This window comes from Fictibacillus sp. UD, assembly GCF_043558025.1.
Lineage (GTDB): Bacteria > Bacillota > Bacilli > Bacillales > Fictibacillaceae > Fictibacillus.
In genome coordinates this window covers 284,043-308,919 of the sequence record NZ_JARUHH010000001.1, presented here as the reverse complement: position 1 = coordinate 308,919, position 24,877 = coordinate 284,043, and the positions used below count along the sequence as shown (strand labels likewise).

Here is a 24,877-nt window from a genome sequence, read left to right as displayed (position 1 = left end):
AAACCTCCTTCATGCTGCACCAAAAAGACAACATTATGTATAAGTACGAATACTAATCCTTCCCATTATAGCGATTGTTGTTTTTTTCTGTCAATTTGTCCTGTGATTGTTCATAAATAAAACATAAACAAAGTGAAGCATCCGCTTCACTTTTGATAACACTATTCTTTATAAGATTGAATCGTTAGCCATGTCATAAAATCATTCAGTGAAAGTGCTAGAATTTGATCGACTAGCGCATGGAGACGAGGCTCGATCTTTTTTTTCTTTAACCTGGCCTGTACACATTCCCATATTTCCTCTTCTGTAACACTTTCATACCCCATGTAATGAAATTCTTCTTTTTTGCTCTGTACGGCTGGCTTCACTTCTTTTTTCCAATGAGTAAAATGAGTATCCTCCATCATTCTTCTCTCCTTTCAATATGAAACAAGCTGTCATGACCTTTCACACATCGTGCATATAGTGATATATGAGATTGTCCAAGAAAGGACAGGTTAAAATGACAAAACAAACACTTGTACAAGGAACGATTCTGCTTATTTTAGCAGGTCTTGTAACTCGGATACTTGGTTTCGTTAACCGAATTGTAATGGCACGCGTAATGGGACCTGAAGGTGTTGGACTCTATATGATGGCAGTTCCAACGTTTTTATTGGCCGTTACGCTGACAAGACTGGGTCTTCCGATCGCTATTTCAAAGCTTGTAGCGGAAGCTGATGCTACAGGTGACAGATCGAAAGTGAAGAAAATTTTAATCGTTTCACTCGCCATCACTGGTGTTCTAAGTATATTGATCACTATTGCTTTATTTATTGCAGCCCCGTTGTTAGCTCAATACTTTTTTACAGATAAAAGAACGATATGGCCGCTGCTCGCGATTGCACCTGTTGTTCCTGTAATCGCTGTATCCTCTGTATTGAGAGGATACTTCCAAGGACTGCAGAACATGAGACCTTCAGCTTATTCACAAGTGATCGAGCAGGTTGTCAGGATTGCCCTCGTAGCTCTTTTAACCGGCCTTTTTCTGCCATACGGTGTTGAATACGCAGCGGCTGGGGCGATGATCTCTGTAATCATCGGCGAACTCGCATCTCTGTTATACATGTTTTCCATGTTCAAAGTAAAAAAGAAAATGCGCATACGAAAAGGCTTCTTCAAACAGTTAAAACAAGGACACGAAACACTGAAAGACCTTTTGAATATTGCACTTCCTACAACAGGAAGTCAATTGATCGGTTCGGTTTCGTACTTTTTCGAACCAATCGTTGTTGCAAAAAGTTTAGCACTTGCCGGAATCACCACAGCTGTAGCCACAGCCCAATATGGGGAACTTGCAGGCTATGTTATTCCTTTATTGTTTTTGCCAACGTTCATAACCTATTCTCTTTCTGTGTCTTTGGTCCCTGCTATAAGTGAAGCGAATGCACAAAAAAAATACCATCTTATCGAGCACCGGCTTAATCAAGCGTTGAAGCTCTCCATGCTATCAGGTGGTATTGCGGCAGTTGTAATGTATGTTTTTGCTGTTCCCATCATGGACTTGATGTATGATTCACCAGCATCTGCTTCTTATGTAAAGATTATGACTCCTTTTTTCTTTTTTCTCTATTTTCAAGGTCCATTGCAAGCCGTTCTTCAAGCCCTAGACTTGGCTCGGTCTGCGATGATCAATAGCCTTATTGGTGCACTAGTGAAATTAACAGCCATCTTTGCACTTGCTACACGTCCAGAATTCGGGATTATGGGCGCTGCTCTCGGTATAGTAATTAGTATAGTTGTCGTAACATTGCTGCACTTTGCTACAGTTATAAAAGCGATCAGCTATACAATCGTTGTGAAAGATTTTATATTTTGTTTGCTAGCTATAATCATTACAGGCGGAGGCGCAGTATACTTATACCGTTATATGATGCCACAGTTTCCACCACTGCAAGGTCTAATCATCTGTGTTACAGCAACATGCTGCCTATATTTGTTCACACTAATCTTTTTTAAGCTTTTAGGAAAAGAAGATTTAAAGCACATACCATTCATAAAAAAATGGGTATAAAACAGCCGCTCGGCTGTTTTATTTTTTCTTATTCATTTCATCAACATATAGTGATCCATCATCGTTAATTGTGCAGAAGGAAATGGTTTTAATATCTTTATAACCAACTTTTTTCAGCTCTTGTCTGAGCCAAAAAGGAGTTTTGTCCATTTTTTCTAAGTTGTCCTCTAACATTTTCCCGTCCAATATAAGTGGTAAGATCATCTGGAACGGAGTCTTGTTTGAATCTTCATTTTTCTTAATTACAGATAGTTTTCCTGTTGTTTCTAAAACACCAAATTCCACTTCATTTAAACTTTTTATGTTGTTCTCTCTTAATTGTGTGAGAAGGTCATCAAAATTATATCGTTGTTTTTTCATTTCTTCTTCATCTACTTTACCTTCACGAATGATTAAAGAAGGTTTTCCGTCAACAATCTCTCTCATTCTTCTGCTCTTCAAAGAAACTAAAGCTAACAAAAGCTGAATACCAAGCAATACAAAAATGGATACGAGGGAATTTAACATTGGAATTTTCGGATCTTCAATGGATATGACCGCTAACTCAGCAATCATGATGGATACGACAAAATCAATAATGGACAATTTTCCTATCTCACGTTTACCCATCATACGAAAGATAACCATAATTAAAAAATATATAAAAAGCGTTCTAAATATAATCGTATAAAGCTCCATAATCCCCCTCCTTCCATAATCTTTCTCATCACATTCCATTTGTTAGTGTGGCACAGAAATGAAAAAACATGATACGAAGGTTTTGCCAATAACAAAGAAATGGGAACCGAAGGGAAAATACCTTGCTTGTACTTCTAATTCTGAAAAAGACTGAATAAAGTATATAGAAAGCTTGTAGGAATAAGGAGGATCAAAAGATGGGGATTAAGCATATGGCTTCTTCTATGGGACGGGGTTTGATAGCAGTTCTTCTTATGATTTTGCTATGCAGTTTGGTTCTTTCACTATTATTACGATTTACCGGACTGACAGAAGCATCACTCAAATGGGTAACGATCGGCTTATCTTTTTTATCATTATTTATTGGCGGGATGATTTCTGGAAAAAAAGGGCAAAGTAAAGGCTGGCTTTTAGGCGGCGGTACAAGTATTCTGTTCTCTTTTCTTGTTTTCCTCATTCAATATTTAGGTTACCAAAGTACATTTAACTCTTCTCAGTATATGTATCATGGCCTTTTTCTTCTGTTAGCAATGATCGGCGGTATTATGGGCGTTAACTTAAGCAGTCATAAGCAAACATATAAATAAGACCCGTTACATAACGGGTCTTATCTTTTTGCTATAGAGCAGCTTCTTCTTTTACTTCACGAATCGCGTTGCGGTCAAATGTTAGCTTTGCACCATCATTCGAACGAATAACTGCAACATTGTCATCAATGCTATCCAGCGTTCCGTGCAATCCACCGATAGTTACTACTTTGTCGCCTTTTTTCAGATTAGACTGCATTTCACGAACCGCTTTCTGTCTTTTTTGCTGCGGACGGATCAACAAGAAATAAAAAATAGCAAACATTAAGATAATCGGCAATATTCCTCCAAGATTTCCCATACTTATTCACCCCTTTCTGTAAGTTAAATACTGTTTTCGTAAGCTTTTGAAAGTAGTTGATTTCCGCTTCAGGCGGCTCGCTTTCCACGGGGCGTGCGGTGAGCCTCCTGCCGCTCTGCGCCATTAGGAGTCTCCACCTGACCGCTCGTCCCGTAGGAGTCTCGCCACCTTACGCTCCAATCAACTTGTCAATGAAGAAAATGAGCAAAAGTTTATGCCGAGTAAAATATTACTGAAACCGGAATGCTTTCGAAACCTTATTTAGAAATTACGTGCATTCGGTTTATTGAAGCCGTACATTTCGAAAAATTCATTTCTAAAGTCAAGAAGCCTGTCTTCCATGATCGCTTGTCTTACTTGCTTCATTAAGTTTACCAAAAAATAAAGATTGTGGTAACTTGTTAATCTAAATCCGAATGTTTCGTTTGCTTTTACAAGATGACGAATATACGCTCTGGAATACGTTCTGCACACATGACAATCACACTTTTCATCGATTGGACGGAAGTCTCGTGCATACTTTGCGTTTCGAACCACGAGTCTTCCTTCGCTTGTCATACATGTCCCATTTCTTGCGATACGAGTAGGCAGAACACAGTCGAACATATCTATTCCTCTAATTGCACCGTCAATAAGTGAATCTGGAGACCCAACACCCATCAAATAACGAGGCTTGTTTTCCGGAAGATGCGGAGTAGTGAAATCTAACACTCGGTTCATCACATCTTTCGGTTCTCCTACAGAAAGACCTCCAACCGCATAGCCAGGAAAATCAAGTGATACAAGGTCTCTAGCACTTTGTTTTCTAAGCTCTTCGTACTCTCCGCCTTGAACAATACCGAACAGAGCTTGATCCTGAGGTCTAGCATGTCCTTTTAAGCAACGTTCAGCCCAACGGCTCGTACGTTCTACAGATGCCTTCATATACTCATATTCAGCTGGATATGGCGGGCACTCGTCAAATGCCATCATAATATCGGAGCCTAGTGCATTTTGAATCTCCATCGCTCCCTCAGGACTTAAGAAAAGTTTTTCACCACTAAGGTGGTTTCTGAAGTGAACGCCTTCTTCCTTAATCTCTCTAAGGTCACTTAAAGAAAAAACTTGAAAACCACCTGAATCTGTGAGAATCGGACGATCCCAATTCATAAATTTATGCAGTCCTCCTGCTTCTTTTACGATATCATGGCCTGGTCTTAGCCAAAGGTGATACGTATTGCTCAGGATAATCTCTGCACCTAGCTCTTTTAGTTCTTCAGGACTCATCGTTTTTACCGTAGCTAACGTACCAACAGGCATAAAGATAGGAGTCTCGAACGTTCCATGCGGGGTATGGACTTTCCCGAGTCTAGCTCCTGACTGTTTACACGTTTTAATTAGTTCATAAGTTACTGCTGGTTTCATAACTAAAATATATCCCCCTTAAAGTATAAGCATCGCGTCACCGAAACTGAAAAAACGATACTTTTCTTCAACGGCTTCATGATATGCTCTTAAAACGAAATCTTTCGTTGCGAATGCGCTCACCAACATAATTAACGTTGATTTCGGCAGATGAAAGTTTGTGATCAGACCGTCGATCGCTTTAAACGTATATCCCGGATAAATAAAGATATCTGTCCAGCCCGAGTCTTCCTTAAACTCTCCATCAAATTTGTTTGCTACCGTTTCAAGTGTACGAGTACTCGTAGTTCCAACGGTAATGATCCTTCCGCCAGCCGCTTTAACTTCATTCAGTAGTTCAGCTGTCCCTTTTGTAATCTGATAAAACTCTGCATGCATGTCATGTTCGAAAATGTTTTCTACACTCACAGGACGAAACGTCCCTAATCCCACGTGTAGCGTTATAAACGTAACATGTACACCCATCGCTTTAATATCTTCAATCATCTCAGTTGTAAAATGCAGTCCAGCAGTCGGTGCAGCTGCTGATCCTTGATGCACAGCAAAAACTGTTTGATAGCGGTCTTTCTCTTCAAGCTGTTCTTTAATATAAGGTGGAAGCGGCATCTGCCCAAGGTCATCGAGAAGTTCATAGAATATCCCTGAGTAGATAAACTTTAACTGCCTGCCGCCATGGTCGCTCTCGCCCGTACAGACCGCTTTTAAGCGTCCGTCTCCAAACGTGATTTCTGTTCCAGGCTTTATGCGCTTTGCTGGTTTAACCAGTGTCTCCCATGTGTCGTTTCCTTCTTCTTTTAAAAGAAGAACTTCAACCTTTGCACCTGTATCAGACTTTTGTCCAAAAAGTCTTGCTGGCAGAACACGTGTATCATTTAAAACAAGGCAGTCTCCTTCTTTTAAGGACTGCTTTAAATCATAAAAATGTTTATGCTCAATTTTTTCTTGTGATCTATCTAACACCATCAGCCTAGAAGAAGTTCTGTTCTCCAAAGGTGTCTGAGCGATTAGTTCTTCAGGAAGATGGAAATCAAAATCATTTACGTTCATGTATTGTATTCCTGCTTTCTATTTAAATCGACCTATAATCATAAAGATCAAGGAAAGAACAACACTGATGATAATGGAAGTCATGATTGGAAAATAAACAGTTGTGTTTCCTTTTTTCCAAACCATATCACCAGGAAGTTTGCCAATATACGTACCTACTAATCCTATTATAATCAGAACGATTCCTGCAATAATTAAGAGCCGATTCAATCTCCGGACGCCTCCAGTCCAAAATAATGATAGGCTTGTTCAGTTACCATCCGTCCACGAGGGGTACGCTGTAAAAAACCAATCTGCAGAAGATACGGTTCATACACATCTTCAATCGTCATGGACTCTTCTCCTATTGTAGCCGAAATGGTCTCTAGCCCGACAGGACCGCCCTTGTACGTGTGAATGATCCCTAGTAATAATTTATGGTCAATATGGTCCAAACCTAAACGGTCTACTTGCAGAAGTTCAAGTGCTTTTTGGCAGATGGGCAGCGAAATGGTATCTTTGCCTTCCACTTGTACAAAATCCCGAACCCTCCTTAAAAGACGGTTTGCGATCCTCGGGGTTCCTCTTGATCTTCTTGCAATTTCCTCAGCTGATAAATCATCAACCTTTACGCCAAATACATCACCGGTACGCCTTACAATTTCACCAAGTTCATCCGGTTTATAATATTCAAGCCTAGCGAGTACTCCAAAACGATCTCTAAGCGGAGCTGACAAAGACCCGGCTCTTGTAGTTGCTCCTATAAGCGTAAAAGGAGGAAGGTCGAGCCGAACAGACCTCGCCACCTCTCCTTTTCCAATCACGATGTCTAAGCAAAAGTCTTCCATCGCCGAATATAAAATCTCTTCAATGGCACGTGAAAGTCTATGTATCTCGTCTATAAATAAAACATCACCAGGTTCTAATGAAGTTAGAATGGCTGCTAAATCTCCCGGACGTTCGATCGCAGGACCACTGGTTGTCCTCAAATTAACTTCCATCTCGTTTGCAATAATTGAAGCCAAGGTCGTCTTACCAAGACCAGGAGGCCCATAAAGCAGGACATGATCAAGCGGCTCATCGCGGAGCTTTGCAGCTTTAATAAATATCCGCAAATTATCTTTTACGGAAGTTTGACCAATGTATTCATCTAACACTTCAGGGCGCAGGCTTAACTCAATGTTTGCTTCATCTTGACGTTCCTCTGAAGAAACAATTCTCTCTTCCATCCATCCTCACGTCCTTATGCATTCATTAACTTCTTTAATGCTGCTTTAACATATTCATTAGCAGACATCTTTTCTTTCTTTAAAGAAGGAAGTATCTTTTGAATTTCTTTTCTTCCATATCCTAAAACAGCCAGTGCTTCGAGTGCTTCATCAAGTTCATCACCAGCTGTTTCAACTTCAGCAAAAAGACCCTCTGTAATTTCAACATCAGCAAAGATAGACAGCTTGCCTTTTAAATCTAGAATCATTTGACGCGCTGTTTTCTTTCCTACACCTGGGAATTTCGTTAGGAACTTTTCATCTTCATGTTCAATGGCATTCACTACTTGTTCAGGCTGTCCGAAAGCAACAATTGCTAGTGCTCCTTTAGGCCCAATACCTGAAACATTTAATAACTTTAAAAACAGATCCCGCTCTTTTCGATTTTTAAAACCGTATAATGCAAGAATATCTTCACGCACGTATTGATACGTATACACTGTTTTTTGTTCGTTTAGTCTATAGATAAATGGGTTTGGACATAACACTTTATAGCCGATCCCGTTATTATTCAATACTATATATTCTGCTGTTATGTAATCTACATTTCCAGAAATACTTTCTATCAACTTCTTCTCTCCCTAACGCTAAACCGAGCGTATGTTTCTATCCCCATTGTAACATAGCCCACCCCCTAATTCCTTATAAAAAGTGAATTTGGTTACTTTGTGATCTTTGGCTGATGACCATGCCCAACTTTCTTTTTTGTCCAATCTCCTTTATTTTTTATTTATCGCTTTATTCATCTTTCAGCTAGAAACAACCTAATCACTGTATTACACTAGGTGAGCTTTACAAAAAAAAGAACTGCTCAAAAGTTGAATAAACTTTTGACAGTTCTTTAAAGCTAGCGGTTGTTTTCGAAAGGACGTTTTATAGCATTTCCAAGATCGCTTCCTGCATTTACGATGTCTTTACTGATTCCGCGTACATCTGATTCAACTTCCGTGTATGCACGGCCATCACGCAGGTCATTATCAACATTCTCAATGCGGTTCACCATTTTTTGATCAGAAACAACCTTCACATCACGATTTGGCGCCAAATTAGCAGTGGTTTCCCTGACTTTTTTAGTCAGTTCTTCCCTTTTACTCTCATCCGTGTCTACTCCTACAATGACGTTGTTATCCTCAAGAATAACGTGAGCATCGTCTACACCCCGGATATTGTTTACTTTATTGGCGATACGTTCAGCGAGCTTACCATCATAATCTTCGTGGTAAGTTGAGGCATGATCGTTTACATCTCGGTCAGCCATATCAGAAATAAATCCACTACCACGGTCAAGATCACCACGATTATCTCCCTCATTGGAATAGTATCCGATTGGGCGAGTATCGTTGTCATTCCTGTCCTGTGATTCATTTACACCGTTACAGCCTACAAGACCACTAGCAAGAATTGTTACGGTAAGTGTCTTTATCAATGCATTCAATGGAAAAACCTCCTTTCACCATTAGCTTGGCAAGAGAAGGTCTTAAATAATCTGTTAAATGTAGGATGTCATTTAATTCATTTTATTTATGATTTTCTCAACAAATTTTTTTCTGTAAGAATAATCACGCAATGTAAATCTCGTTACTGCCTCAATCATGCCTTGGTCTTGATATTTCAAGGCCCTATTCCATTCCCTATAAAGATCTGTAGGAAAGACTAAACAACTGACAAACCATCTTTTTGTAAACATTTTCAAGAAATCCTCGTTACCCATTTCTTCCATTTTTTCATAAGACCAATACCAAAATGGTAAAATTCGATTCGCGTATTGCAGCCAGTCAAAAGCTTGAGGAACGGCCGCAAACAGATCAAAGTCAATCAGATATGCTTTATTGGATTTTTCTTTATTGATTACAAAGTTATGCGGTGCCACATCTCCATGCGTAATTTCTTTTCTTTTATGCGCTTTTTTCTCAAGTGCTTCAATTGCATCATGATCAAAATTCTTTAAGCTCCAATTTCCCCATATTAGTATGTCAGAAATGAGCGGCTGCATTTGATGACTCCATTTTGCTGATTGAGCATGGTATTTAAACGTATCAAACCTATCGCTCCACTTTTTGTAAAGTGAATAAGAGGATAATTGATCATAAACAGAGGAAGGAATGTTTTTTGAAAAAGAATGAAAACGACTGATTGCATCCATTCCTGCACTTACATCCGATTGATTGCCGAAATGAAGTCCTTCTCCTTTATAAAAAGGCATGATTGCCCATATATATTCTCCAAACTCCATCGACTTTTTTTGATTGGGATAAACGGTATAAGTTCCCATGATTCTAGGTTTTTGACCATGATAAAGTTTAGATAATTTTAATTGTTTTTTGCATGTTTCCGATCGGCTGAAACCCTTTAGAACATACTTGCCTTGCCTAGTATTAACCCAAATTACATTATCACGGAAGAACCCGAAATCAAGGATTTCAAGACCCATTTCTTTCATCTTTTTAAAAAAAAAGACGATCTCCTTGGAAACCGTCCCTACCTTCCCTATTCATCGTCTTCGTTTTCTTCCGCAAAATCTTCCTGAAGATCACGAGACTGAGCTTGTGAATATGGGTTAGGCATGTTATCCATTCCTTGACCTTGTGGCATCATTTGAGGCATCATACCCATCTGACCCATCTGCGGCATTCCTGGCATTCCTCCACCCTGTGGCATCATACCCATCTGACCCATTTGCGGCATTCCTGGCATTCCTCCACCTTGTGGCATCATACTCATCTGACCCATTTGCGGCATTCCTGGCATTCCTCCACCTTGTGGCATCATGCTCATCTGACCCATCTGCGGCATTCCTGGCATTCCTCCACCCTGTGGCATCATGCCCATCTGGCCCATTTGCGGCATTCCTGGCATTCCTCCACCCTGTGGCATCATGCCCATCTGGCCCATTTGTGGCATTCCTGGCATTCCTCCACCCTGTGGCATCATGCCCATCTGGCCCATTTGTGGCATTCCCGGCATTCCCGGCATTCCCATCGGCATCATAGCCATCTGACCCATTTGTGACATCTCTCCGCCTTGTGGCATCATACCCATCTGTGGCATTCCCATTGGCATCATGCTCATTTGGCCCATTTGCGGCGTCCCAGACATACCCATTGGCATCATACCCATATCACCCGATTGCTGCATGCCCATCTGCATTCCTTGCATGCCTTGTTGACCACCAGGTGTATATTCTCCAGCTGGCATTTGATCCATTTCTGAATCAGGATATTCACCGAATGGCATGGAACCACCTTGCTGCATTCCAGCACCCGCTTGTTGGCCTCCTTGTGGATACCCTCCACCGTAAAGTTGCGGCATACCACTAAATCCTTGAGGAGGCATCATACCATAACCTTGTGGCATCTGCGAATACGTTTGCGGCTTAGGAAACATCGACGGCATAGAGCCATACATATTTTGCATCATACCTGAGGATTCTTCCATTAAGAATTGATGTTTATTAGGTCCATAACCATCTTTTCCTGGATACAACCCATGTTTACTGGCTACATTAGGCTGGTTTGCCATATTTGGCTGATTTGCTATGTTTGGCTGCTGATTTGGATAACCCATCGGAACATAATGGCCTAGGTTTGAAGACTCCATCATCCCGGCAAAATCTTTGTCATGAAGGGGTGCCATTGGTTCCTTCATAGGTGCTTTCATAGGCGCCTTCATCGGAACATCTTTTTGCATAGGAACATCTTTTTGCAATGGAGCATCTTTTTTCATTGGTGGTGCAACATCTTTTTTCATTGGCACGTCTTTTTTGTCCATCTTAGCCGGGGCTGGTTTCATCGGCGCTGGTTTCATCGGTGCCGGTTTCATTGGCGCAGGCTTCATTTCTTGTTTTATAGGTGCCGGTTTCATTGGTGCTGGTTTCATCGGCGCTGGCTTAACCGGAGCTGGTTTTGGAGCCTCCTGTATAGGTGCTACCGGTTTTTCTTTCACTGGTACTATAGGCTGCTCTTTTTTCATTCCAGGCATCTTGATTGGGATTTTAATCTTTTCCCCCCGCTCGATTACATCTGTTTTGGAGAAACCAGGATTTGCTCTTCTTAGTTCTTGAACTGGAACATCGTATTTTTCAGCTATTTTGTCAAGTGTGTCCCCTTTTTGCACAATGTGAATTCTCACGCTGCAAAACTCCCTCCTGCCAAATTTCCTTACAGTATATGAACATTTGGGCATATTGCTACATCTTAATGAAGTGTCATTATTCCTTTATCAATTTATGCCTGATAAAAGAAGGATATGACAGAGGGGAGTTTGAGCTCTTACATCATTCGATTTAATGCCATTACGGCATATTTTTTTGTTTCATCATCCACTTTAATAATATTCTCCAGCTTACCATCTATAATATTTTCTAAAGACCATAGCAAGTGTGGCAGATCAATGCGATTCATTGTTAAACATGGACAAAGATTAGGGTTTAATGAAACGATTTTCTTATCTGAAAACTGTTGAGCTAACCGGTTAACTAAATTCATCTCTGTCCCGACTGCCCATTTTGTTCCTTTTGCTGCATGTTTTATGGTTTCAATGATGTAATGTGTTGATCCGTTCAGATCGCTTGCACTTACTACTTCATGCGTACATTCGGGATGAACGATGATTTTATAATCTGAATAGTTTTGTCTAAAGTCTTGAATTTGATTAACTGTAAACTTTTCATGAACTGAACAATGGCCCTTCCAAAGAATCACTTTAATTTGCTCGATATCAGATCCTTCAAAGATAAGCTCATTTTTAATCGGATCCCAAATTGCCATATCCTGCAGCGGAATCCCCAGGGCATAGGCAGTATTTCTACCTAGGTGCTGATCAGGTAAGAAAAGCAGTCTTTCCTTTTGTTCAAATGCCCAGCTTACCATCTCTTTAGCATTGGAAGAAGTAACCGTAGCTCCTCCATTCTTACCGCAAAACGCTTTAATTTCAGCCGTTGAATTCACATAAGTCAGTGGAAGAATGGTGTCACCAAAAATTTTATTCAGTTCGTCCCATGCTCTTTCGGTTTGATGAATATTAGCCATGTCCGCCATCGAACAGCCTGCTTTTAAATCAGGAAGTATGACAATCTGATTTACGCTGCTCAGCATATCAGCTGTTTCAGCCATAAAATGAACACCACAGAAAACGATAAAATCAGCTTCTTTGTTCAGAGCTGAAATTTTAGCAAGCTGAAGAGAATCACCAGTACCATCTGCAAATTGTACCACTTCATCTTTTTGATAATGATGCGCAGGAAGAAATAGCTTATTTCCTAGCATCTTCTTTATTTCCTTAATCCTGAGTTCCATTTCTGTTGTTGTCATATCTGAATAGCGAGCTGGCAATGTCTTATTCTTAGAAAAGGTTTTGAGTATATTCATGCTTTATAACTCCTTTAACGTTCATGCTGATATCCAATGCTTTGTATGAGTGAGTTAAGTAACCTAATGAAATATAATGGACCCCTGTAAGGCTATACTCTGGAATCATCTCAAGTGTAATGCCGCCGGATGCTTCTGTAATCATGCCTTGAGGTACATGCTTCATCCTCTGTACGATTTCTTCTGGCGTACAGTTATCGAACATAATAATATCTGCTCCAGCCTGCACTGCTTGAATTACTTGTTCTTCCGTCTCAGTTTCAACTTCGATTTTTACCGTATGTCCAAACTTTTGTCTCGCAGCTTCAACTGCTGCTTGAATAGATTGAAATCCTGCAAGGTGGTTTTCCTTCAACATCACCGTGTCGTATAATCCAAATCGGTGGTTAAATCCCCCTCCGCACCTTACTGCATATTTTTCTAGCATCCTAAGTCCAGGTGTTGTTTTTCTTGTATCACAAATTCGTGTTTCTCCGTTGCAATTTGAAACAGCTTTTGCTGTGACCGTCGCGATGCCTGAGAGACGCTGCAGCAAGTTTAATAGCACTCTTTCTCCAGATAATACACTTTGTCTTTTACCAGTAATTTCTGCAAGTTTAGTACCAGCTTCAAACCATTCACCATCACTCACATAAATGTTTGTTTGAAGAGTTGTGTCAATCAGTTCATAACCTGCTGAAAGTATCTGTCCACCTGCAAATACACCTTGATCCTTTGCAATAATCGTTGCGGTAACTTCTGCGTTTCCTTCAAACAGTGAAGCTGACAAGTCTCCTGATCCAATATCTTCAATTAAAAACTCTTGTAGCTGCTTTTTTAGCAATAATGGATTCATCATGCCGTAAACTCCTTATAATCTTTTTTTGTTCCCACTCACTTTGTGGAAATGGATAGTCATTTCGATAATGACTGCCCCTGCTTTCTTCACGCTTCAGAGCGCTTGTTAAGGTTAGCCAAGCCATTGTTTGCATATTTAATCTCTTAATCACAGATAAAGGCTCATTGATAAGTAGTGGTTTCCAAGTTGTTAACTGCAGCATCTCTGCCGCTGCTATTAATCCTTCTTCGTGCCTACAAATACCAGCATGCTTATCCATTATGGATCGAATCTGCTCTTCACTAAGCAGTTCCGATGCTAGCGCATAGTCCTGAGTTGGCGTTTCTAATTCGCGAAAAGAAAATGAACTCGTGTTACAGTCATCTGTGAGAAGGATACTTTGTGCTGCCGACTTTGCAAAAACTGCTCCCTCTAAGAGAGAGTTGCTAGCGAGACGATTCGCTCCATGTACTCCTGTATTCGCACATTCTCCTATCGCATATAGTCCTGCCATTGATGTTTTGCCGTTCTGATCTGAAACAATACCACCCATTGTAAAATGAGCACCCGGGGCTACGGGAATCAACCCTTCGTTTAACGAAACCCCCGCTTTTTCGCACAACATACTTACACCAGGAAAGTGTTTTTCAAAACCAGTAATACCTCTAATATCGAGATAAACTCTTTCACCATGATTATGAATCTCTTCAAATATTCTTCTTGAAACGATATCTCTCGGTGCCAAGTCTTTAAGAGGATGAACACCTTCCATAAAAGGAATTCCTTTAGAATTGACTATGACACCACCTTTGCCTCTTACTGCTTCTGTAATCAATCCAACTGTATTTCTCCCCGTTAGTAATGTTGGATGGAATTGAACAAATTCCAAATCAGAAAGTTCAACACCCGCTCGGTATGCCATACATAAAACGCTTCCATCAGATCCAAAAGCGTTAGAAGTAGTCGCATAGATTCCTGCATAACCACCACCTGCTAAAATCGTATTCTTCGCATGAAAGAAGGTAGAATTACCTGCATCATCCTTACAATACACTCCGGTACATTTGTTATTCTGTATGATTAAGTCTACGGCGTATTGATATGTAATCACCTCGACTTTATCCTTTACTCTGCGTATAAGAGCGTCCATAACCTTTTTGCCAGTTTGATCTCCACCTGCATGAACAATTCGATTTCGGTGATGCCCACCTTCTTTTCCAAGCATAAAAGAACCATCTTCTGTTCTGTCAAACCGCACTCCCCACTGTGCAAGAGTATGGATGACGTTTTTTCCTTCTTGAACGAGGTTCTTTACCATCTCATGATCATTGTGAAGATGACCGGCTTTAATGGTGTCTAGAAGATGCTCCACCCATGAGTCTTCTTTATCAACGGCTGCAGAGATCCCGCCTTGTGCTAAATAGGAATTTGATTGCTCTTCAGAAAACTTTGTGATAACTATCACATTCTTATGCGAACTTAAATATTCAGCAGCCATCAATCCAGCGATTCCTCCACCGACAATTAATACATCTGCTTCAATATGAGTCATTCATTAGAACACCTCTACTTTACACGTGTCTTGACACCTATATTTACATAGATTTAAACTAGATACAACTATTTTATTTAAACAGAGGTGAAAACCTTGATATATCTCGATTTTGCTGCTACTACTCCTATGTCAGAAACAGCTTTACAAGCATTTATCCATACATCAAAAGTTTTTTTTCACAATACGGAAAGTCTCCACGATGGCGGTTTAAACGCAAAGGATTTATTGGAACATGGTAGAACTTCATTAGCAAATTTATTAGGAATAGAAGGAGAAGGAATCTATTTTACTGGCGGAGGTTCTGATGGGAATTTTCTTGCCATTACTTCTTTAGCGTTTGGCGCACAGAAAAAGGGGAGACACATTATTACTTCAAACATAGAACACCCTTCTGTTGAATACGTTCTTACCTTTTTAGAGAAGAATGGATATGAAGTTTCAAGAATTCCTGTGAACAATAACGGGAAAATTTCTATCGATCAATTGCAAGCCACAATCCGGAAAGATACCATTCTGGTTACCATTCAACATGTAAACAGTGAGACAGGAATGGTTCAAGACATCAAGGAAATAGGAACCTTCTTAGCCGATAAAGATATCTTGTTTCACAGTGACTGTGTTCAATCATTCGGAAAATATAGCATTGACTATTTCAGCTCAGCTTTCATAAATTCTTTTACTGTCTCTGCACATAAAATTCATGGACCAAAAGGAACGGGAGCTGTTTACATCTCACCGTCAGTTCATATAAAACCACTTCTTTCTGATGTAACACATGAGCGTGGCTTCCGGCCAGGAACGGTTGACATGCCCTCCATTGTAGCTTTTGTTACTGCGGCAGATGAGTATATAAGTAAGCAACCTGTCGTTTTTCAGCATGCTGAAGATATGCGAAAAAGGTTCTTATCGCTTATACTTACAAATAAAGATATTATCTTTGAAGGAAAAGCTGATAGCTCGCCTTTCATCATTCCAATCAGAATTTTAGGAATGGAAGGGCAAATTGTTATGCAGGAACTTAACAGAAGGAAGATTGCCGTTTCCACAGGATCTGCATGCAAAAATGGTCAGCAAGAACCATCCAAAGCATTACTTGCAGTAGGAAGAACTGACAGTGAAGCCCATGGTCTAGTACGGATTTCACTTAGTCACCAAACAACGATAGAAGATATCACGATGTTAGGAAAAGCACTTAATGAGATTACAAATAAATTCAGATCTGTTAGTGAGGTTTTATCCAGATGAGCAAACTCGATAAATTAAAAGGTGATGATAGAAGGTCGCAGCTTATATCGTGGCTGATAGAAGCTGAAGAGCCCCTTAGCGGTTCATTACTCGCCGCCAAAACAAACGTTAGCAGACAAGTTATCGTTGGGGATATGTCGCTACTTAAAGCGAGCGGCGAGCCGATTATGGCAACTGCACAAGGCTATGTTTATATTAAGCCCGGTATTAAAAACTCTTTCACGCGCGTGATTGCTGCAAACCATCTTCCAGAAGAAACGATCGACGAACTCCATACAATCGTGGATTACGGTGTAACCATTGAAGATGTTACAGTTGAACACCCTGTTTATGGAGATATTAAAGCTTCACTAAAGCTCTCCACTCGGAAAGATGTTGAGAATTTGATTAAGCGGCTTAAAGATACGAACGCCACTCTGTTAAGTGAGTTAACTGAAGGCATTCATATGCATACACTCTCATCTGATTCGCAGGAAAAGTTAGATAAAGTTTGTGATGCGTTACAAGAAAAAGGATTTTTATTGTAGTATTTTTTTGAAAAGGCTTTTTGCGAAAACTTTGTTGCTTTGTAAGTAATTGATTTCCGTTCCAGGTGCTCGCTTTCCGCGGGGCAGGCGGTGAGCCACATTCTAAACGTTTCACTCTTAAGTGTCTCACCTGTCTAGTTGCAGTGGCTAGCCCCTCGAGGTCAAAAGTTAAATGGTCCACAAGGCAAAGTGCACCTTGCTATACCATTCACCTTTTGCTTGTCGGGGCTGAACGAGCCACTTCCACTTTTCGGACTGCCCGCCTGTCCCGCAGGAGTCTCGCACCCTGCACTCCAGTCAACTGGCACAGAAGAAAATAAAAATGAGGTTTCAAAGTAACAATCTTTTAGAAATGCTGTTGCGTAATCGTTGTACTCTGTAAGTATTGCTCTCTATTTCGTTGGTCTTAATCCTCGGATGGCGCTCGTATTTCTCGGATAGCACTCGTCCAGCGTGCTTGTCAGCCGCTGAACGAGCAGAAATCTCCACGAGCTCACTTTTCAAAAGCATAAAAACACCCCCTTGCTTTGCTAAGGGGGTGTTGTCTTATGCGCCTGTTCCTACAACTTCTACTCGTTCAACGGTTTCCATTCTATTAAGAGTACTTAACAGATCCTTTAAGTCACCTTGCAGCATGTTCGTTTCAATCGTTAATGTAATATGTGCTCGTCCTTGTAAGGGAATCGTCTGATTAATTGTTAATACGTTGCATCCTTGCGAAGCAACAACTGTTAAAAGGCTCGACAGGGCACCGGATCTGTCTTCGAGATGAATAGAAAGCGTAATAATTTTCTCTTTTACCATTGTATGAAACGGAAAGATCCCATCACGATACTTGTAAAACGCGCTTCGGCTCAAGCCCACTTTCTCAGCAGCTTCTGCTACCGTCTTAACTTTTCCTCTATCCAAGAGAGATTTAGCTTCCAAAGCTTTTTGCATAGATTCAGACAAAACATCTTCTCTAACCATATAATATTGCTGATCATTTTTCATATAACTTTCCTCCGGTGTCAATCTTACCTCTATTATAAATAAAATAAAAGAAAATGTCTATTCCAGGCGGACATTTGTATACAAAAAGACAGCCTAAAAAATAGGCTGCCTCATATTAATCAATAAATTCGAATTCATATTTCAAGATACGAACAACATCACCGTGCTCTGCACCCCGATCACGCAGCGCCTGGTCAACACCAAGTGTACGCATCTGACGCGCAAAACGTTTCGTCGCTTCTTCGCGAGAAAAGTCTGTCATCTTGAACAGCTTTTCGATCTTTGGACCATTAATAACAAAAGTTCCTGCCGGATCACGAGTAATATAAAAACCTGCATCCTCTTTTTCGTGCTTATATAGAACCCTTTGCTGCTCCACACCATCATCATGGATAAGCGGGAATTCAGGCGTCACTTCAAGAATATCAGCGGTCGTAAATAATACTTCACGAATTCCTTGACGAGAAATTGCTGAAATCGGAAATACTTGAACATCTTCTCCGACTTTTTCTTTGAACTCTGCAAGGTTTTCTTCTGCGCCCGGAATGTCCATCTTGTTTGCAAGTACAATTTGCGGACGTTCCATTAATCGCATGTTGTATTGATTAAGCTCTTCGTTGATTTTCACAAAATCATCGTAAGGATCTCGGCCTTCCATCCCAGACATATCGATAACGTGAAGAATTACACGTGTTCTTTCGATGTGTCTTAAGAACTGGTGTCCTAGCCCAACACCCTCATGAGCCCCTTCAATCAATCCTGGTAAGTCAGCCATAACAAAGCTGCGACCATCTTCTACTGCAACTACTCCTAAATTCGGAGTGATTGTTGTAAAATGATATTCCGCAATTTTCGGTTTAGCTGCAGACACGATCGATAAGAACGTTGATTTTCCAACACTAGGGAAACCAACTAATCCAACATCCGCTAACACTTTTAATTCTAGTGTAACTTCACGTTCTTCACCTGGTTCACCATTTTCCGCGATCTCAGGAGCCGGATTCGCCGGAGTTGCGAAACGAGTGTTTCCACGTCCTCCACGACCACCCTTTGCTACAATCGCTTGCTGCTGATGATGAACTAGGTCTGCAATCGTTTCACCTGTATTAGCATCTGTCACAACAGTCCCTGGAGGAACTTTTACAATCATATCATTAGCTTTTTTTCCATGCATGCCCTTAGACATACCATGCTCGCCACGTGGCGCTTTAAAATGACGGTTGTAACGAAAATCCATCAGCGTACGCAATCCTTCTTCTACTTCGAAGATTACGTTTGCACCTTTTCCTCCGTCACCGCCTGCCGGGCCACCATCTGGAACATATTTTTCACGGCGAAATGCTACCATTCCGTTTCCGCCGTCACCTGCTTTTAAATAAATTTTGACCTGATCGACAAACATTTAATTCTCCTCCTTCCTTTAAGAAGTTAACTGAATATCAAAATAACACTTATTTTCCTGGTTATAGCTTTCGATGAGTAACATGCTTTTATGTGTTGAAAAAATATTCTTCATGTTTTCAAAGGTACTCTCCCCGTCTGTCAGTGCCCCTTGAAAGGCGTAACAAACACGAAGAGCTGCAGGATCAAATGTAACAGTAAGTGAGTATTCATCATAACCCGAAATGGAATTGTTCAACACATCGCATACTTCTTTCGTTGTATGTAACAATTCGTCTTCAAATAAGCTGAAATCCCCGCTTTCCCCATTTACTTTTCCATACAATTTAACCGGATGTTTCAACCAATTATATGTTAATAAGTACTCCGATAAATTCGGGGTTTTCAGGTTAGAGATTCTTGATTCTTCCCGGGATAGTTCAATTACTTCATTCATAATCTCTTTTGCCCGCTCAGTGCGGTCAAGTGATAGGTTTGCTTTAATAAGCTGTAGCTGGTTTAGCCAGTCATGCCTGGCGTGGCGCAAAAGATCGACAGTTGTCCATTTTTTTGACATTATCGCACTCCTAGCCTTTCCTTTTAATATGGCTATACCTTACACCAACAAATTTAGCGCAGTACTTAAATTCAATAAAGCAAAGAAAAAACTCTAACCAATCTGGTTAGAGTTTTCATCTCCCTCTTACGCTTCTTGCGCGATTGGGTAAACACTTACCTTTTTGCGGTCACGGCCATAACGCTCGAAACGAACGATTCCGTCTACCTTAGCAAATAGTGTGTCATCTCCGCCTTTACCTACGTTTGTACCAGGATAGATCTTAGTACCACGTTGACGATAAAGAATTGAACCACCAGAAACGAATTGTCCGTCAGCACGCTTAGCGCCAAGACGCTTAGACTGTGAATCACGACCATTCTTTGTGCTACCTACCCCTTTTTTAGAGGCAAAGTATTGAAGGTTTAATTTAAGCATTCGTTGCACCTCCTTCATGTTCAGTCAATTTTATATACTCGCTGTATCCTTCTTCAATTGAAGCAAGAGATACAATCATGCCTTCCAAAAGCCATTGCGTTTTTTGATAGGTAGAATCATCAAGATTATTCGGTACTTTACATTCTAGAAACCCACCATCTTCATGAGTGGTCACTTCCGGCTCAAAGCCGCAAAGCTTTTCAATAGCATTAATTGTACCGAACGACACGGCTGTTGCGGCTGCACAAACCAAATCTTGGCCATGTGGAGCAAAATCAGCATGTCCATCCATCGTAAACGAAAGTATGTTTTGATTACGGTTTCTGTAAATAGAAACTTTAATCATGAGAATTACCCGTTAATCTTGTCAATCACAACTTTTGTGTATGGTTGACGGTGTCCTTGCTTACGACGATAGTTCTTCTTCGCCTTAAACTTGTAGACAACGATTTTTTCGCCACGGCCATGTTTTTCAACTTTTGCCGTAACTGTAGCACCTTCAACTAAAGGAGCTCCTACTTTCAAGCTGTCTCCACCGACCATCAATACATCTTCGAATGTTACTGTTTCACCAGCTTCAACATCTAGTTTTTCAACATAGATTGCTTGACCTTCTTCAACTCGAACTTGCTTACCACCAGTTTGAATAATTGCGTACATCAACGTGCACCTCCTCTTATACTCAGACTCGCCATCCTAGGCGTATAAAAATACTTAAAACCTAGTCTGTGCGGTTGGAGCGGGTGCTCCAAACACTAACGAAAAAAGGATACCATGTTTGGCACCCTTGTGTCAATCTGAATCTTTTAACATTCTGCTTCTTACTTCGTTTTCTTTGCCTGACTGCCTCACGATTATTTCACGGTTTGATGAGCCTGCCGATAGAAACAAAACGAGTCCAGTTTGTTCCATAATCACTTTCAGTTTGTCGGGATTTTTTTGCATCCATTCTGAAAAGTGATGAGGCACTTCTATCCATAACGCTTCTACATCTTCAAATGTGTATTCCTTAACCAACCGCTCCATTTTGAAATACAGTGTTTCTGAACGAAGTATATACCCATCCATCATATGGCTTTGCTTTTCCGCTAGCGTTTCTAGAAGTGATGGACGTTCTTTTTTTCTAGTCATCTCAAACAATCCCATTTTTGTGAAGCCATGCAAAACCATGGTGGAAGAATCTTTTCTCACTTCCTCGCGCATTGCCTTAATAATTTGTTCTTTGTCTTCATTTGATTGCATGGTAATAAAATCGATAACGATCATCCCCGCTATATTGCGTAAGCGGAGCTGTTTCATTATTTCTTTGGCAGCGATTAAGTTCGTCTCAACAACTGTTTTAGAACGGTCTTTTTTTCCGGTGAATTTTCCCGTATTCACATCAATTGCCGTTAATGCTTCAGTCACATTGAAGTACAGAAAAGAACCATTCTTTAACCACACAAGAGGAGAAAGTGTTTTTTCGATGTCTACGTCAATTCCAAACTTGTGAAAAAGAGGTTCTTTTTCATTGTACAACTTTACAGAATAAGGATTACGATAGGAAGCTGCATATTCTTTGACGAGATTATACGTGTCATAATCATCCACGACGATCTCTTCTACATTTGCGTTAAGCCATCTTTCTAATAAAGGATAGAAAAAAGGGGGCTGAACGATTAGAGCAGGCGCTTTTTTGCCAGCTGACTTTTTTTCAGCCTCTTTTAATTGTCTTCTTAAGTTCTCAAGCTCATGATTCATTTCCCGCTCAGGAAAGTCCTCACATCCTGTTCGAATGATTAATCCTTCCGCACCAGATAATACTGAACTTCCCCATGTTTGCAGTGCACTCCGTTGGAATTCTCTTATTTTTTTCGATATCCCAATGTGTGGGGTGAACGGGAAATATACGAGAAGGTGACCGGTAAAAGAAATAAGTCCTGTTAACTTTGCCCCTTTATCTCCAGTCTCTTCTTTTGATACTTGAACAAGAATCGATTCTCCTTCTCTTATAAGATTCGAAATAGATGCCTTTTTCTTATCATCCTCCGAAAGCTGTTGATAAGCAGGAAGGTCATCTTTGTGAAGAAAACCATTCTTATCTGTTCCAATGTCTACAAACACCGCCTGCATGCCTGGCAATACTTTTTGAACTTTACCTTTGTATATGTTTCCTGTTAACGGCTTTTCAGTTGGCCTATGGATAGCACATTCTATAAGCTTTTCGTTATCAAGAAGTGCAGTACGTTTTTCCATTCCTGCTGCATTGATTACCACTCGCTGCATCTTTCAACTCACATCTCCCTGTTTTCGCATCTTCTTATTATTCTAACGAAAAACTTTCCCAATTGCACATTCAGGAGGATGTTTATGAAAATAGGCATCTAAAAGCTCTGCTTCTTTTATCTTAATGGGTTTGAGGTTCTTAATGACGATGTAATGTGTAACCCCTTTCATTAGTTGATGTGTAACTTTTGAAAGTGGCCATGTTGGCGGAACAATAATCGTTCGTGTGGTTCTTGATGAAGTTTGCTGCACCCTGCTTAATAAGAACCGCATAAAAACATAATGTCTGCTTCTCCATTCAAGGACATGTGCTAATCCTAAGAATGTGCTTATCACCCATAAATTCAAATGTGTTGGCTGTATGGATAGCTGCCAAGCGCTCCCGATGATTAATAAGCCTCCCGATACTAGTAAAAAAATGCGTTGTGCTTCTTTAAAAGGAATCCATTTGGCGAAGAGGGCAAACGCCACTTTCCCACCGTCCAAAGGCCATATTGGAAGAAGATTAAAAATAAACAATGTAACGTTTAAAAGAAAGAACCAATAAAAGTCATCAGCAGAAATGATCTCTCCTTGCCTTAAAGCATATGCAATTCCAATTAACCATACATGCTGCAGCGGCCCAAGAACTGCCACCCATATTTCTTCGTGAAAGGGCCTTGTACCGTGCTCTTCAACGACAGCTGCTCCTCCAAAGGGAAGAAGATCAATTCTTGAAACTCTCCATTTAAAAAGACGGGCCCCAGCAAAGTGACCCATCTCGTGAATAAGAACAACGAAAAACCAAATGATAATTTCCCTGAAGTGTCCTGTATAGACGGCTCCAAAAATAACAATCCAAAAGAAGGGATTGATCTTTATTTTTCGTATAAATTCGAATATTAATTTAATCAATATCAATCACCTTGCTCGGATCGATAAAACTCTTGTCTTTTTTAATCGCAAAGTAAAATTTACCTGATTCCCCATCCTCGTTTTCTGATACTTTACCGAGTCGTGTACCGCTTTCAACATAATTATAAAGCTTTATAGACTTATCGATTTCCTTTAGATTTCCATACCAAGATTCTTGCTCGTCCGAGTGCTGAATAATAACGGTAAGCCCAAGATCATCCTTTTTTCCAGCATATACAACATATCCATCTTTTGCTGTTTCAACATCTTCTTCTTTTCCTGTTTCAATCACAATCCCTTTACCATTTGTACTAAATGTCTCATATACCTTTCCATCAGCAGGAACCGCAAATACTTCACTCACTTCTTCTGTTTTTTGTTCCTTTTGCAGCTTATCTTTAGGCAATAATGCTAAAGGCTTTCCAAATTTATCTTCATACCAATCTTTTGCGGCAGCAAACTGAAATTCATCTTCATACACATATTTAATAAAATTTTGTGCTTTAGCCGTGTGCTCTCCATTGTTTTTAAAGATAATCCCTACTATTAAAAATAAGATGATGGAAAACATGACCTGCATCAGCATGGCATGACGGTTAAATAGAGGATGAGATTTCTCCGCTTCTTCTCTAGAAGTCATTACTGAACCATTTTCTTTTGAACTGCCGTTCTTAGAAATATTTCCGTACTTTTTTCGGATTTCATCTGCTCTATTTTTCATAACCGTGCCTCCATTTTTATCATATATGTACATCCTATGACTTGTCCGGAAGAGATATGAGTAAAATGGTTTTGTTGATTTAAGAGATACTGCAGTATGCAAATTAAAGATTTATGTACACACTGTTGCTTTAGTAAGTAGTTGATTTCCGCTCCAGGTTGCTCGCTTTCCACGGGGCGAACGGTGAGCCTCCTGCCGCTTTGCGCCATTAGGAGTCTCCACCTGCCCACTCGTCCCGTAGGAGTCGGCAACCTTGCGCTACAACCAACATGCAAATGATGAGAAAAGAAAAAACTCTTTAGGCAACTTGAATTGAATGAATGGAGTGCAACACCACCTTACAAGCTTCTCACAGGGCATGCACAAAAAGTACGCTCCGGTAGGTTTGCTTGTAGACACAGGAGCAAAGATGCTTCTTACAAACCTAAGCGTGAGAAGATTCAAATCTTAAAAACGAGCATCGTGAAAAAGAATATAAACACATTCAAGAACAACAACGCTGATAAAAGCTTTGTTAAAAACATTAATGATATGTTGATTAAAGTGCACGGTGCTTGCTTTCCACCTGAGAAACTTTTCGCAAAGCTTGCGAGGAGAAAGCTAAGTGAGACGCAGGAGCAAGAATACTTTATTGAAGCAGACAGGTTGAAATACATAAGGGAGCAAAGCGTGAGTATCCTGGAACGGAAATCAACCACTCTCAAGAACTAGCTGGGAGACTAGCCTTTAAAAGACACCATTGAAGTTGATTGGAGTGCAAGGAGCGAGACTCCTCGAAAATTGAACTTCAAATTTTCTTCGTG

General features: G+C 40.3%; 29 protein-coding genes and 1 other annotated feature. Of the genes, 5 read left to right on the top strand and 24 right to left on the bottom strand.

The window, feature by feature from the left end:
- Positions 1–161 precede the first annotated feature (161 nt).
- Positions 162–404 carry a post-transcriptional regulator gene (locus P8610_RS01550; RefSeq protein ID WP_394602852.1) on the bottom strand — a complete coding sequence of 81 codons (243 nt, stop codon included), beginning with the start codon at positions 402–404 and terminating at the stop codon, positions 162–164.
- A gap of 98 nt (positions 405–502) precedes the next feature.
- On the opposite strand from P8610_RS01550, the gene spoVB reads away from it, so the two are divergent.
- On the top strand, positions 503–2,053 hold the full coding sequence (gene spoVB, locus P8610_RS01545; protein WP_394602851.1) for a stage V sporulation protein B: 1,551 nt from the start codon (positions 503–505) through the stop codon (positions 2,051–2,053).
- Positions 2,054–2,071: 18 nt separating this feature from the next.
- Here spoVB and P8610_RS01540 read toward each other — a convergent pair whose 3' ends face one another.
- A complete protein-coding gene (locus P8610_RS01540; protein ID WP_394602850.1) occupies positions 2,072–2,731 on the bottom strand; it encodes a DUF421 domain-containing protein in 660 nt (219 codons plus the stop codon).
- 197 nt (positions 2,732–2,928) lie between these two features.
- Here P8610_RS01540 and P8610_RS01535 point away from each other — a divergent pair, with 197 nt between their 5' ends.
- Entirely contained in the window at positions 2,929–3,318 is a 390-nt protein-coding gene (locus P8610_RS01535) for a TIGR04086 family membrane protein (protein WP_394602849.1), read from the top strand.
- Between the two features lie 31 nt (positions 3,319–3,349).
- Here the strand turns inward: P8610_RS01535 and yajC are convergent, their stop codons facing one another.
- The 12 genes from yajC to nadB all read right to left on the bottom strand — a co-directional run bounded on the left by yajC (position 3,350) and on the right by nadB (position 15,052).
- Positions 3,350–3,619: a preprotein translocase subunit YajC gene (gene yajC, locus P8610_RS01530; protein WP_066239553.1), complete on the bottom strand. Its 270-nt coding sequence runs from the start codon at positions 3,617–3,619 to the stop codon at positions 3,350–3,352.
- Between the two features lie 261 nt (positions 3,620–3,880).
- Complete coding sequence (tgt, locus tag P8610_RS01525; RefSeq protein ID WP_289494991.1) at positions 3,881–5,023, bottom strand: tRNA guanosine(34) transglycosylase Tgt; 1,143 nt, start codon at positions 5,021–5,023, stop codon at positions 3,881–3,883.
- An 18-nt stretch (positions 5,024–5,041) separates the two neighbouring features.
- A complete protein-coding gene (gene queA, locus P8610_RS01520; RefSeq protein WP_394602848.1) occupies positions 5,042–6,070 on the bottom strand; it encodes a tRNA preQ1(34) S-adenosylmethionine ribosyltransferase-isomerase QueA in 1,029 nt (342 codons plus the stop codon).
- An 18-nt stretch (positions 6,071–6,088) separates the two neighbouring features.
- On the bottom strand, positions 6,089–6,280 hold the full coding sequence (locus tag P8610_RS01515) for a DUF2905 domain-containing protein (protein WP_066239545.1): 192 nt from the start codon (positions 6,278–6,280) through the stop codon (positions 6,089–6,091).
- Entirely contained in the window at positions 6,277–7,278 is a 1,002-nt protein-coding gene (ruvB, locus tag P8610_RS01510) for a Holliday junction branch migration DNA helicase RuvB (protein ID WP_394602847.1), read from the bottom strand. Before ruvB ends, P8610_RS01515 begins: the two co-directional genes overlap by 4 nt.
- 14 nt (positions 7,279–7,292) lie before the next feature.
- Complete coding sequence (gene ruvA / locus P8610_RS01505) at positions 7,293–7,886, bottom strand: Holliday junction branch migration protein RuvA (protein ID WP_394602846.1); 594 nt, start codon at positions 7,884–7,886, stop codon at positions 7,293–7,295.
- A 278-nt stretch (positions 7,887–8,164) separates the two neighbouring features.
- A complete protein-coding gene (locus P8610_RS01500) occupies positions 8,165–8,752 on the bottom strand; it encodes a YhcN/YlaJ family sporulation lipoprotein (RefSeq protein WP_289494987.1) in 588 nt (195 codons plus the stop codon).
- 72 nt (positions 8,753–8,824) lie between these two features.
- A complete protein-coding gene (locus P8610_RS01495) occupies positions 8,825–9,748 on the bottom strand; it encodes a phosphotransferase (protein WP_394602845.1) in 924 nt (307 codons plus the stop codon).
- A 56-nt stretch (positions 9,749–9,804) separates the two neighbouring features.
- Positions 9,805–11,445, bottom strand: a complete 1,641-nt coding sequence (locus tag P8610_RS01490) for a LysM peptidoglycan-binding domain-containing protein (RefSeq protein WP_394602844.1) — start codon at positions 11,443–11,445, stop codon at positions 9,805–9,807.
- Between the two features lie 140 nt (positions 11,446–11,585).
- The gene (nadA, locus tag P8610_RS01485; protein ID WP_394602843.1) at positions 11,586–12,683 is read right to left on the bottom strand and encodes a quinolinate synthase NadA; all 1,098 of its coding nucleotides are present in this window, start codon (positions 12,681–12,683) and stop codon (positions 11,586–11,588) included.
- Positions 12,658–13,518 carry a carboxylating nicotinate-nucleotide diphosphorylase gene (nadC, locus tag P8610_RS01480; RefSeq protein ID WP_394603093.1) on the bottom strand — a complete coding sequence of 287 codons (861 nt, stop codon included), beginning with the start codon at positions 13,516–13,518 and terminating at the stop codon, positions 12,658–12,660. Before nadC ends, nadA begins: the two co-directional genes overlap by 26 nt.
- Positions 13,472–15,052, bottom strand: a complete 1,581-nt coding sequence (gene nadB, locus P8610_RS01475; protein WP_394602842.1) for an L-aspartate oxidase — start codon at positions 15,050–15,052, stop codon at positions 13,472–13,474. The genes nadC and nadB overlap by 47 nt, the downstream gene beginning before the upstream one ends.
- A 96-nt stretch (positions 15,053–15,148) precedes the next feature.
- Between nadB and P8610_RS01470 the strand changes: the two genes are divergently transcribed.
- Entirely contained in the window at positions 15,149–16,300 is a 1,152-nt protein-coding gene (locus tag P8610_RS01470; protein ID WP_394602841.1) for an IscS subfamily cysteine desulfurase, read from the top strand.
- Positions 16,291–16,827 carry a transcription repressor NadR gene (locus tag P8610_RS01465; RefSeq protein WP_394603092.1) on the top strand — a complete coding sequence of 179 codons (537 nt, stop codon included), beginning with the start codon at positions 16,291–16,293 and terminating at the stop codon, positions 16,825–16,827. Before P8610_RS01470 ends, P8610_RS01465 begins: the two co-directional genes overlap by 10 nt.
- A gap of 330 nt (positions 16,828–17,157) precedes the next feature.
- Here P8610_RS01465 and P8610_RS01460 read toward each other — a convergent pair whose 3' ends face one another.
- The 10 genes from P8610_RS01460 to P8610_RS01415 all read right to left on the bottom strand — a co-directional run bounded on the left by P8610_RS01460 (position 17,158) and on the right by P8610_RS01415 (position 24,074).
- The gene (locus tag P8610_RS01460) at positions 17,158–17,337 is read right to left on the bottom strand and encodes a hypothetical protein (protein ID WP_394602840.1); all 180 of its coding nucleotides are present in this window, start codon (positions 17,335–17,337) and stop codon (positions 17,158–17,160) included.
- A 36-nt stretch (positions 17,338–17,373) separates the two neighbouring features.
- The gene (locus P8610_RS01455; protein WP_066239516.1) at positions 17,374–17,820 is read right to left on the bottom strand and encodes an ACT domain-containing protein; all 447 of its coding nucleotides are present in this window, start codon (positions 17,818–17,820) and stop codon (positions 17,374–17,376) included.
- Between the two features lie 115 nt (positions 17,821–17,935).
- A complete protein-coding gene (gene obgE / locus P8610_RS01450) occupies positions 17,936–19,222 on the bottom strand; it encodes a GTPase ObgE (protein ID WP_289494978.1) in 1,287 nt (428 codons plus the stop codon).
- 18 nt (positions 19,223–19,240) lie between these two features.
- Entirely contained in the window at positions 19,241–19,777 is a 537-nt protein-coding gene (locus P8610_RS01445; protein ID WP_289494977.1) for a Spo0B domain-containing protein, read from the bottom strand.
- A 126-nt stretch (positions 19,778–19,903) separates the two neighbouring features.
- Positions 19,904–20,194, bottom strand: a complete 291-nt coding sequence (gene rpmA / locus P8610_RS01440; protein WP_066291343.1) for a 50S ribosomal protein L27 — start codon at positions 20,192–20,194, stop codon at positions 19,904–19,906.
- The gene (locus P8610_RS01435) at positions 20,187–20,540 is read right to left on the bottom strand and encodes a ribosomal-processing cysteine protease Prp (protein ID WP_394602839.1); all 354 of its coding nucleotides are present in this window, start codon (positions 20,538–20,540) and stop codon (positions 20,187–20,189) included. The genes rpmA and P8610_RS01435 overlap by 8 nt, the downstream gene beginning before the upstream one ends.
- 5 nt (positions 20,541–20,545) lie before the next feature.
- Complete coding sequence (gene rplU, locus P8610_RS01430) at positions 20,546–20,854, bottom strand: 50S ribosomal protein L21 (protein ID WP_289494975.1); 309 nt, start codon at positions 20,852–20,854, stop codon at positions 20,546–20,548.
- 14 nt (positions 20,855–20,868) lie between these two features.
- Positions 20,869–20,940, bottom strand: a sequence feature (ribosomal protein L21 leader region).
- 46 nt (positions 20,941–20,986) lie between these two features.
- Complete coding sequence (locus P8610_RS01425; RefSeq protein ID WP_394602838.1) at positions 20,987–22,459, bottom strand: Rne/Rng family ribonuclease; 1,473 nt, start codon at positions 22,457–22,459, stop codon at positions 20,987–20,989.
- Positions 22,460–22,501: 42 nt separating this feature from the next.
- Complete coding sequence (locus P8610_RS01420) at positions 22,502–23,353, bottom strand: M50 family metallopeptidase (protein ID WP_289494973.1); 852 nt, start codon at positions 23,351–23,353, stop codon at positions 22,502–22,504.
- Positions 23,346–24,074: a peptidoglycan DD-metalloendopeptidase family protein gene (locus P8610_RS01415; protein WP_394602837.1), complete on the bottom strand. Its 729-nt coding sequence runs from the start codon at positions 24,072–24,074 to the stop codon at positions 23,346–23,348. Before P8610_RS01415 ends, P8610_RS01420 begins: the two co-directional genes overlap by 8 nt.
- A 312-nt stretch (positions 24,075–24,386) precedes the next feature.
- Here P8610_RS01415 and P8610_RS01410 point away from each other — a divergent pair, with 312 nt between their 5' ends.
- On the top strand, positions 24,387–24,785 hold the full coding sequence (locus P8610_RS01410) for a hypothetical protein (RefSeq protein WP_394602836.1): 399 nt from the start codon (positions 24,387–24,389) through the stop codon (positions 24,783–24,785).
- The last annotated feature ends 92 nt before the right edge of the window (positions 24,786–24,877 follow it).

Excerpts from the sequence above, each read along its gene's own strand:
- P8610_RS01550 (WP_394602852.1), bottom strand. The coding sequence starts at position 404 with ATGGAGGATACTCATTTTACTCATTGGAAAAAAGAAGTGAAGCCAGCC.
- spoVB (WP_394602851.1), top strand. The coding sequence starts at position 503 with ATGACAAAACAAACACTTGTACAAGGAACGATTCTGCTTATTTTAGCA.
- P8610_RS01540 (WP_394602850.1), bottom strand. The coding sequence starts at position 2,731 with ATGGAGCTTTATACGATTATATTTAGAACGCTTTTTATATATTTTTTA.
- P8610_RS01535 (WP_394602849.1), top strand. The coding sequence starts at position 2,929 with ATGGGGATTAAGCATATGGCTTCTTCTATGGGACGGGGTTTGATAGCA.
- yajC (WP_066239553.1), bottom strand. The coding sequence starts at position 3,619 with ATGGGAAATCTTGGAGGAATATTGCCGATTATCTTAATGTTTGCTATT.
- tgt (WP_289494991.1), bottom strand. The coding sequence starts at position 5,023 with ATGAAACCAGCAGTAACTTATGAACTAATTAAAACGTGTAAACAGTCA.
- queA (WP_394602848.1), bottom strand. The coding sequence starts at position 6,070 with ATGAACGTAAATGATTTTGATTTCCATCTTCCTGAAGAACTAATCGCT.
- ruvB (WP_394602847.1), bottom strand. The coding sequence starts at position 7,278 with ATGGAAGAGAGAATTGTTTCTTCAGAGGAACGTCAAGATGAAGCAAAC.
- P8610_RS01495 (WP_394602845.1), bottom strand. The coding sequence starts at position 9,748 with ATGGGTCTTGAAATCCTTGATTTCGGGTTCTTCCGTGATAATGTAATT.
- nadA (WP_394602843.1), bottom strand. The coding sequence starts at position 12,683 with ATGAATATACTCAAAACCTTTTCTAAGAATAAGACATTGCCAGCTCGC.
- nadC (WP_394603093.1), bottom strand. The coding sequence starts at position 13,518 with ATGAATCCATTATTGCTAAAAAAGCAGCTACAAGAGTTTTTAATTGAA.
- nadB (WP_394602842.1), bottom strand. The coding sequence starts at position 15,052 with ATGACTCATATTGAAGCAGATGTATTAATTGTCGGTGGAGGAATCGCT.
- P8610_RS01460 (WP_394602840.1), bottom strand. The coding sequence starts at position 17,337 with ATGCTTTTGAAAAGTGAGCTCGTGGAGATTTCTGCTCGTTCAGCGGCT.
- P8610_RS01455 (WP_066239516.1), bottom strand. The coding sequence starts at position 17,820 with ATGAAAAATGATCAGCAATATTATATGGTTAGAGAAGATGTTTTGTCT.
- obgE (WP_289494978.1), bottom strand. The coding sequence starts at position 19,222 with ATGTTTGTCGATCAGGTCAAAATTTATTTAAAAGCAGGTGACGGCGGA.
- P8610_RS01445 (WP_289494977.1), bottom strand. The coding sequence starts at position 19,777 with ATGTCAAAAAAATGGACAACTGTCGATCTTTTGCGCCACGCCAGGCAT.
- rpmA (WP_066291343.1), bottom strand. The coding sequence starts at position 20,194 with ATGCTTAAATTAAACCTTCAATACTTTGCCTCTAAAAAAGGGGTAGGT.
- P8610_RS01435 (WP_394602839.1), bottom strand. The coding sequence starts at position 20,540 with ATGATTAAAGTTTCTATTTACAGAAACCGTAATCAAAACATACTTTCG.
- rplU (WP_289494975.1), bottom strand. The coding sequence starts at position 20,854 with ATGTACGCAATTATTCAAACTGGTGGTAAGCAAGTTCGAGTTGAAGAA.
- P8610_RS01425 (WP_394602838.1), bottom strand. The coding sequence starts at position 22,459 with ATGCAGCGAGTGGTAATCAATGCAGCAGGAATGGAAAAACGTACTGCA.
- P8610_RS01415 (WP_394602837.1), bottom strand. The coding sequence starts at position 24,074 with ATGAAAAATAGAGCAGATGAAATCCGAAAAAAGTACGGAAATATTTCT.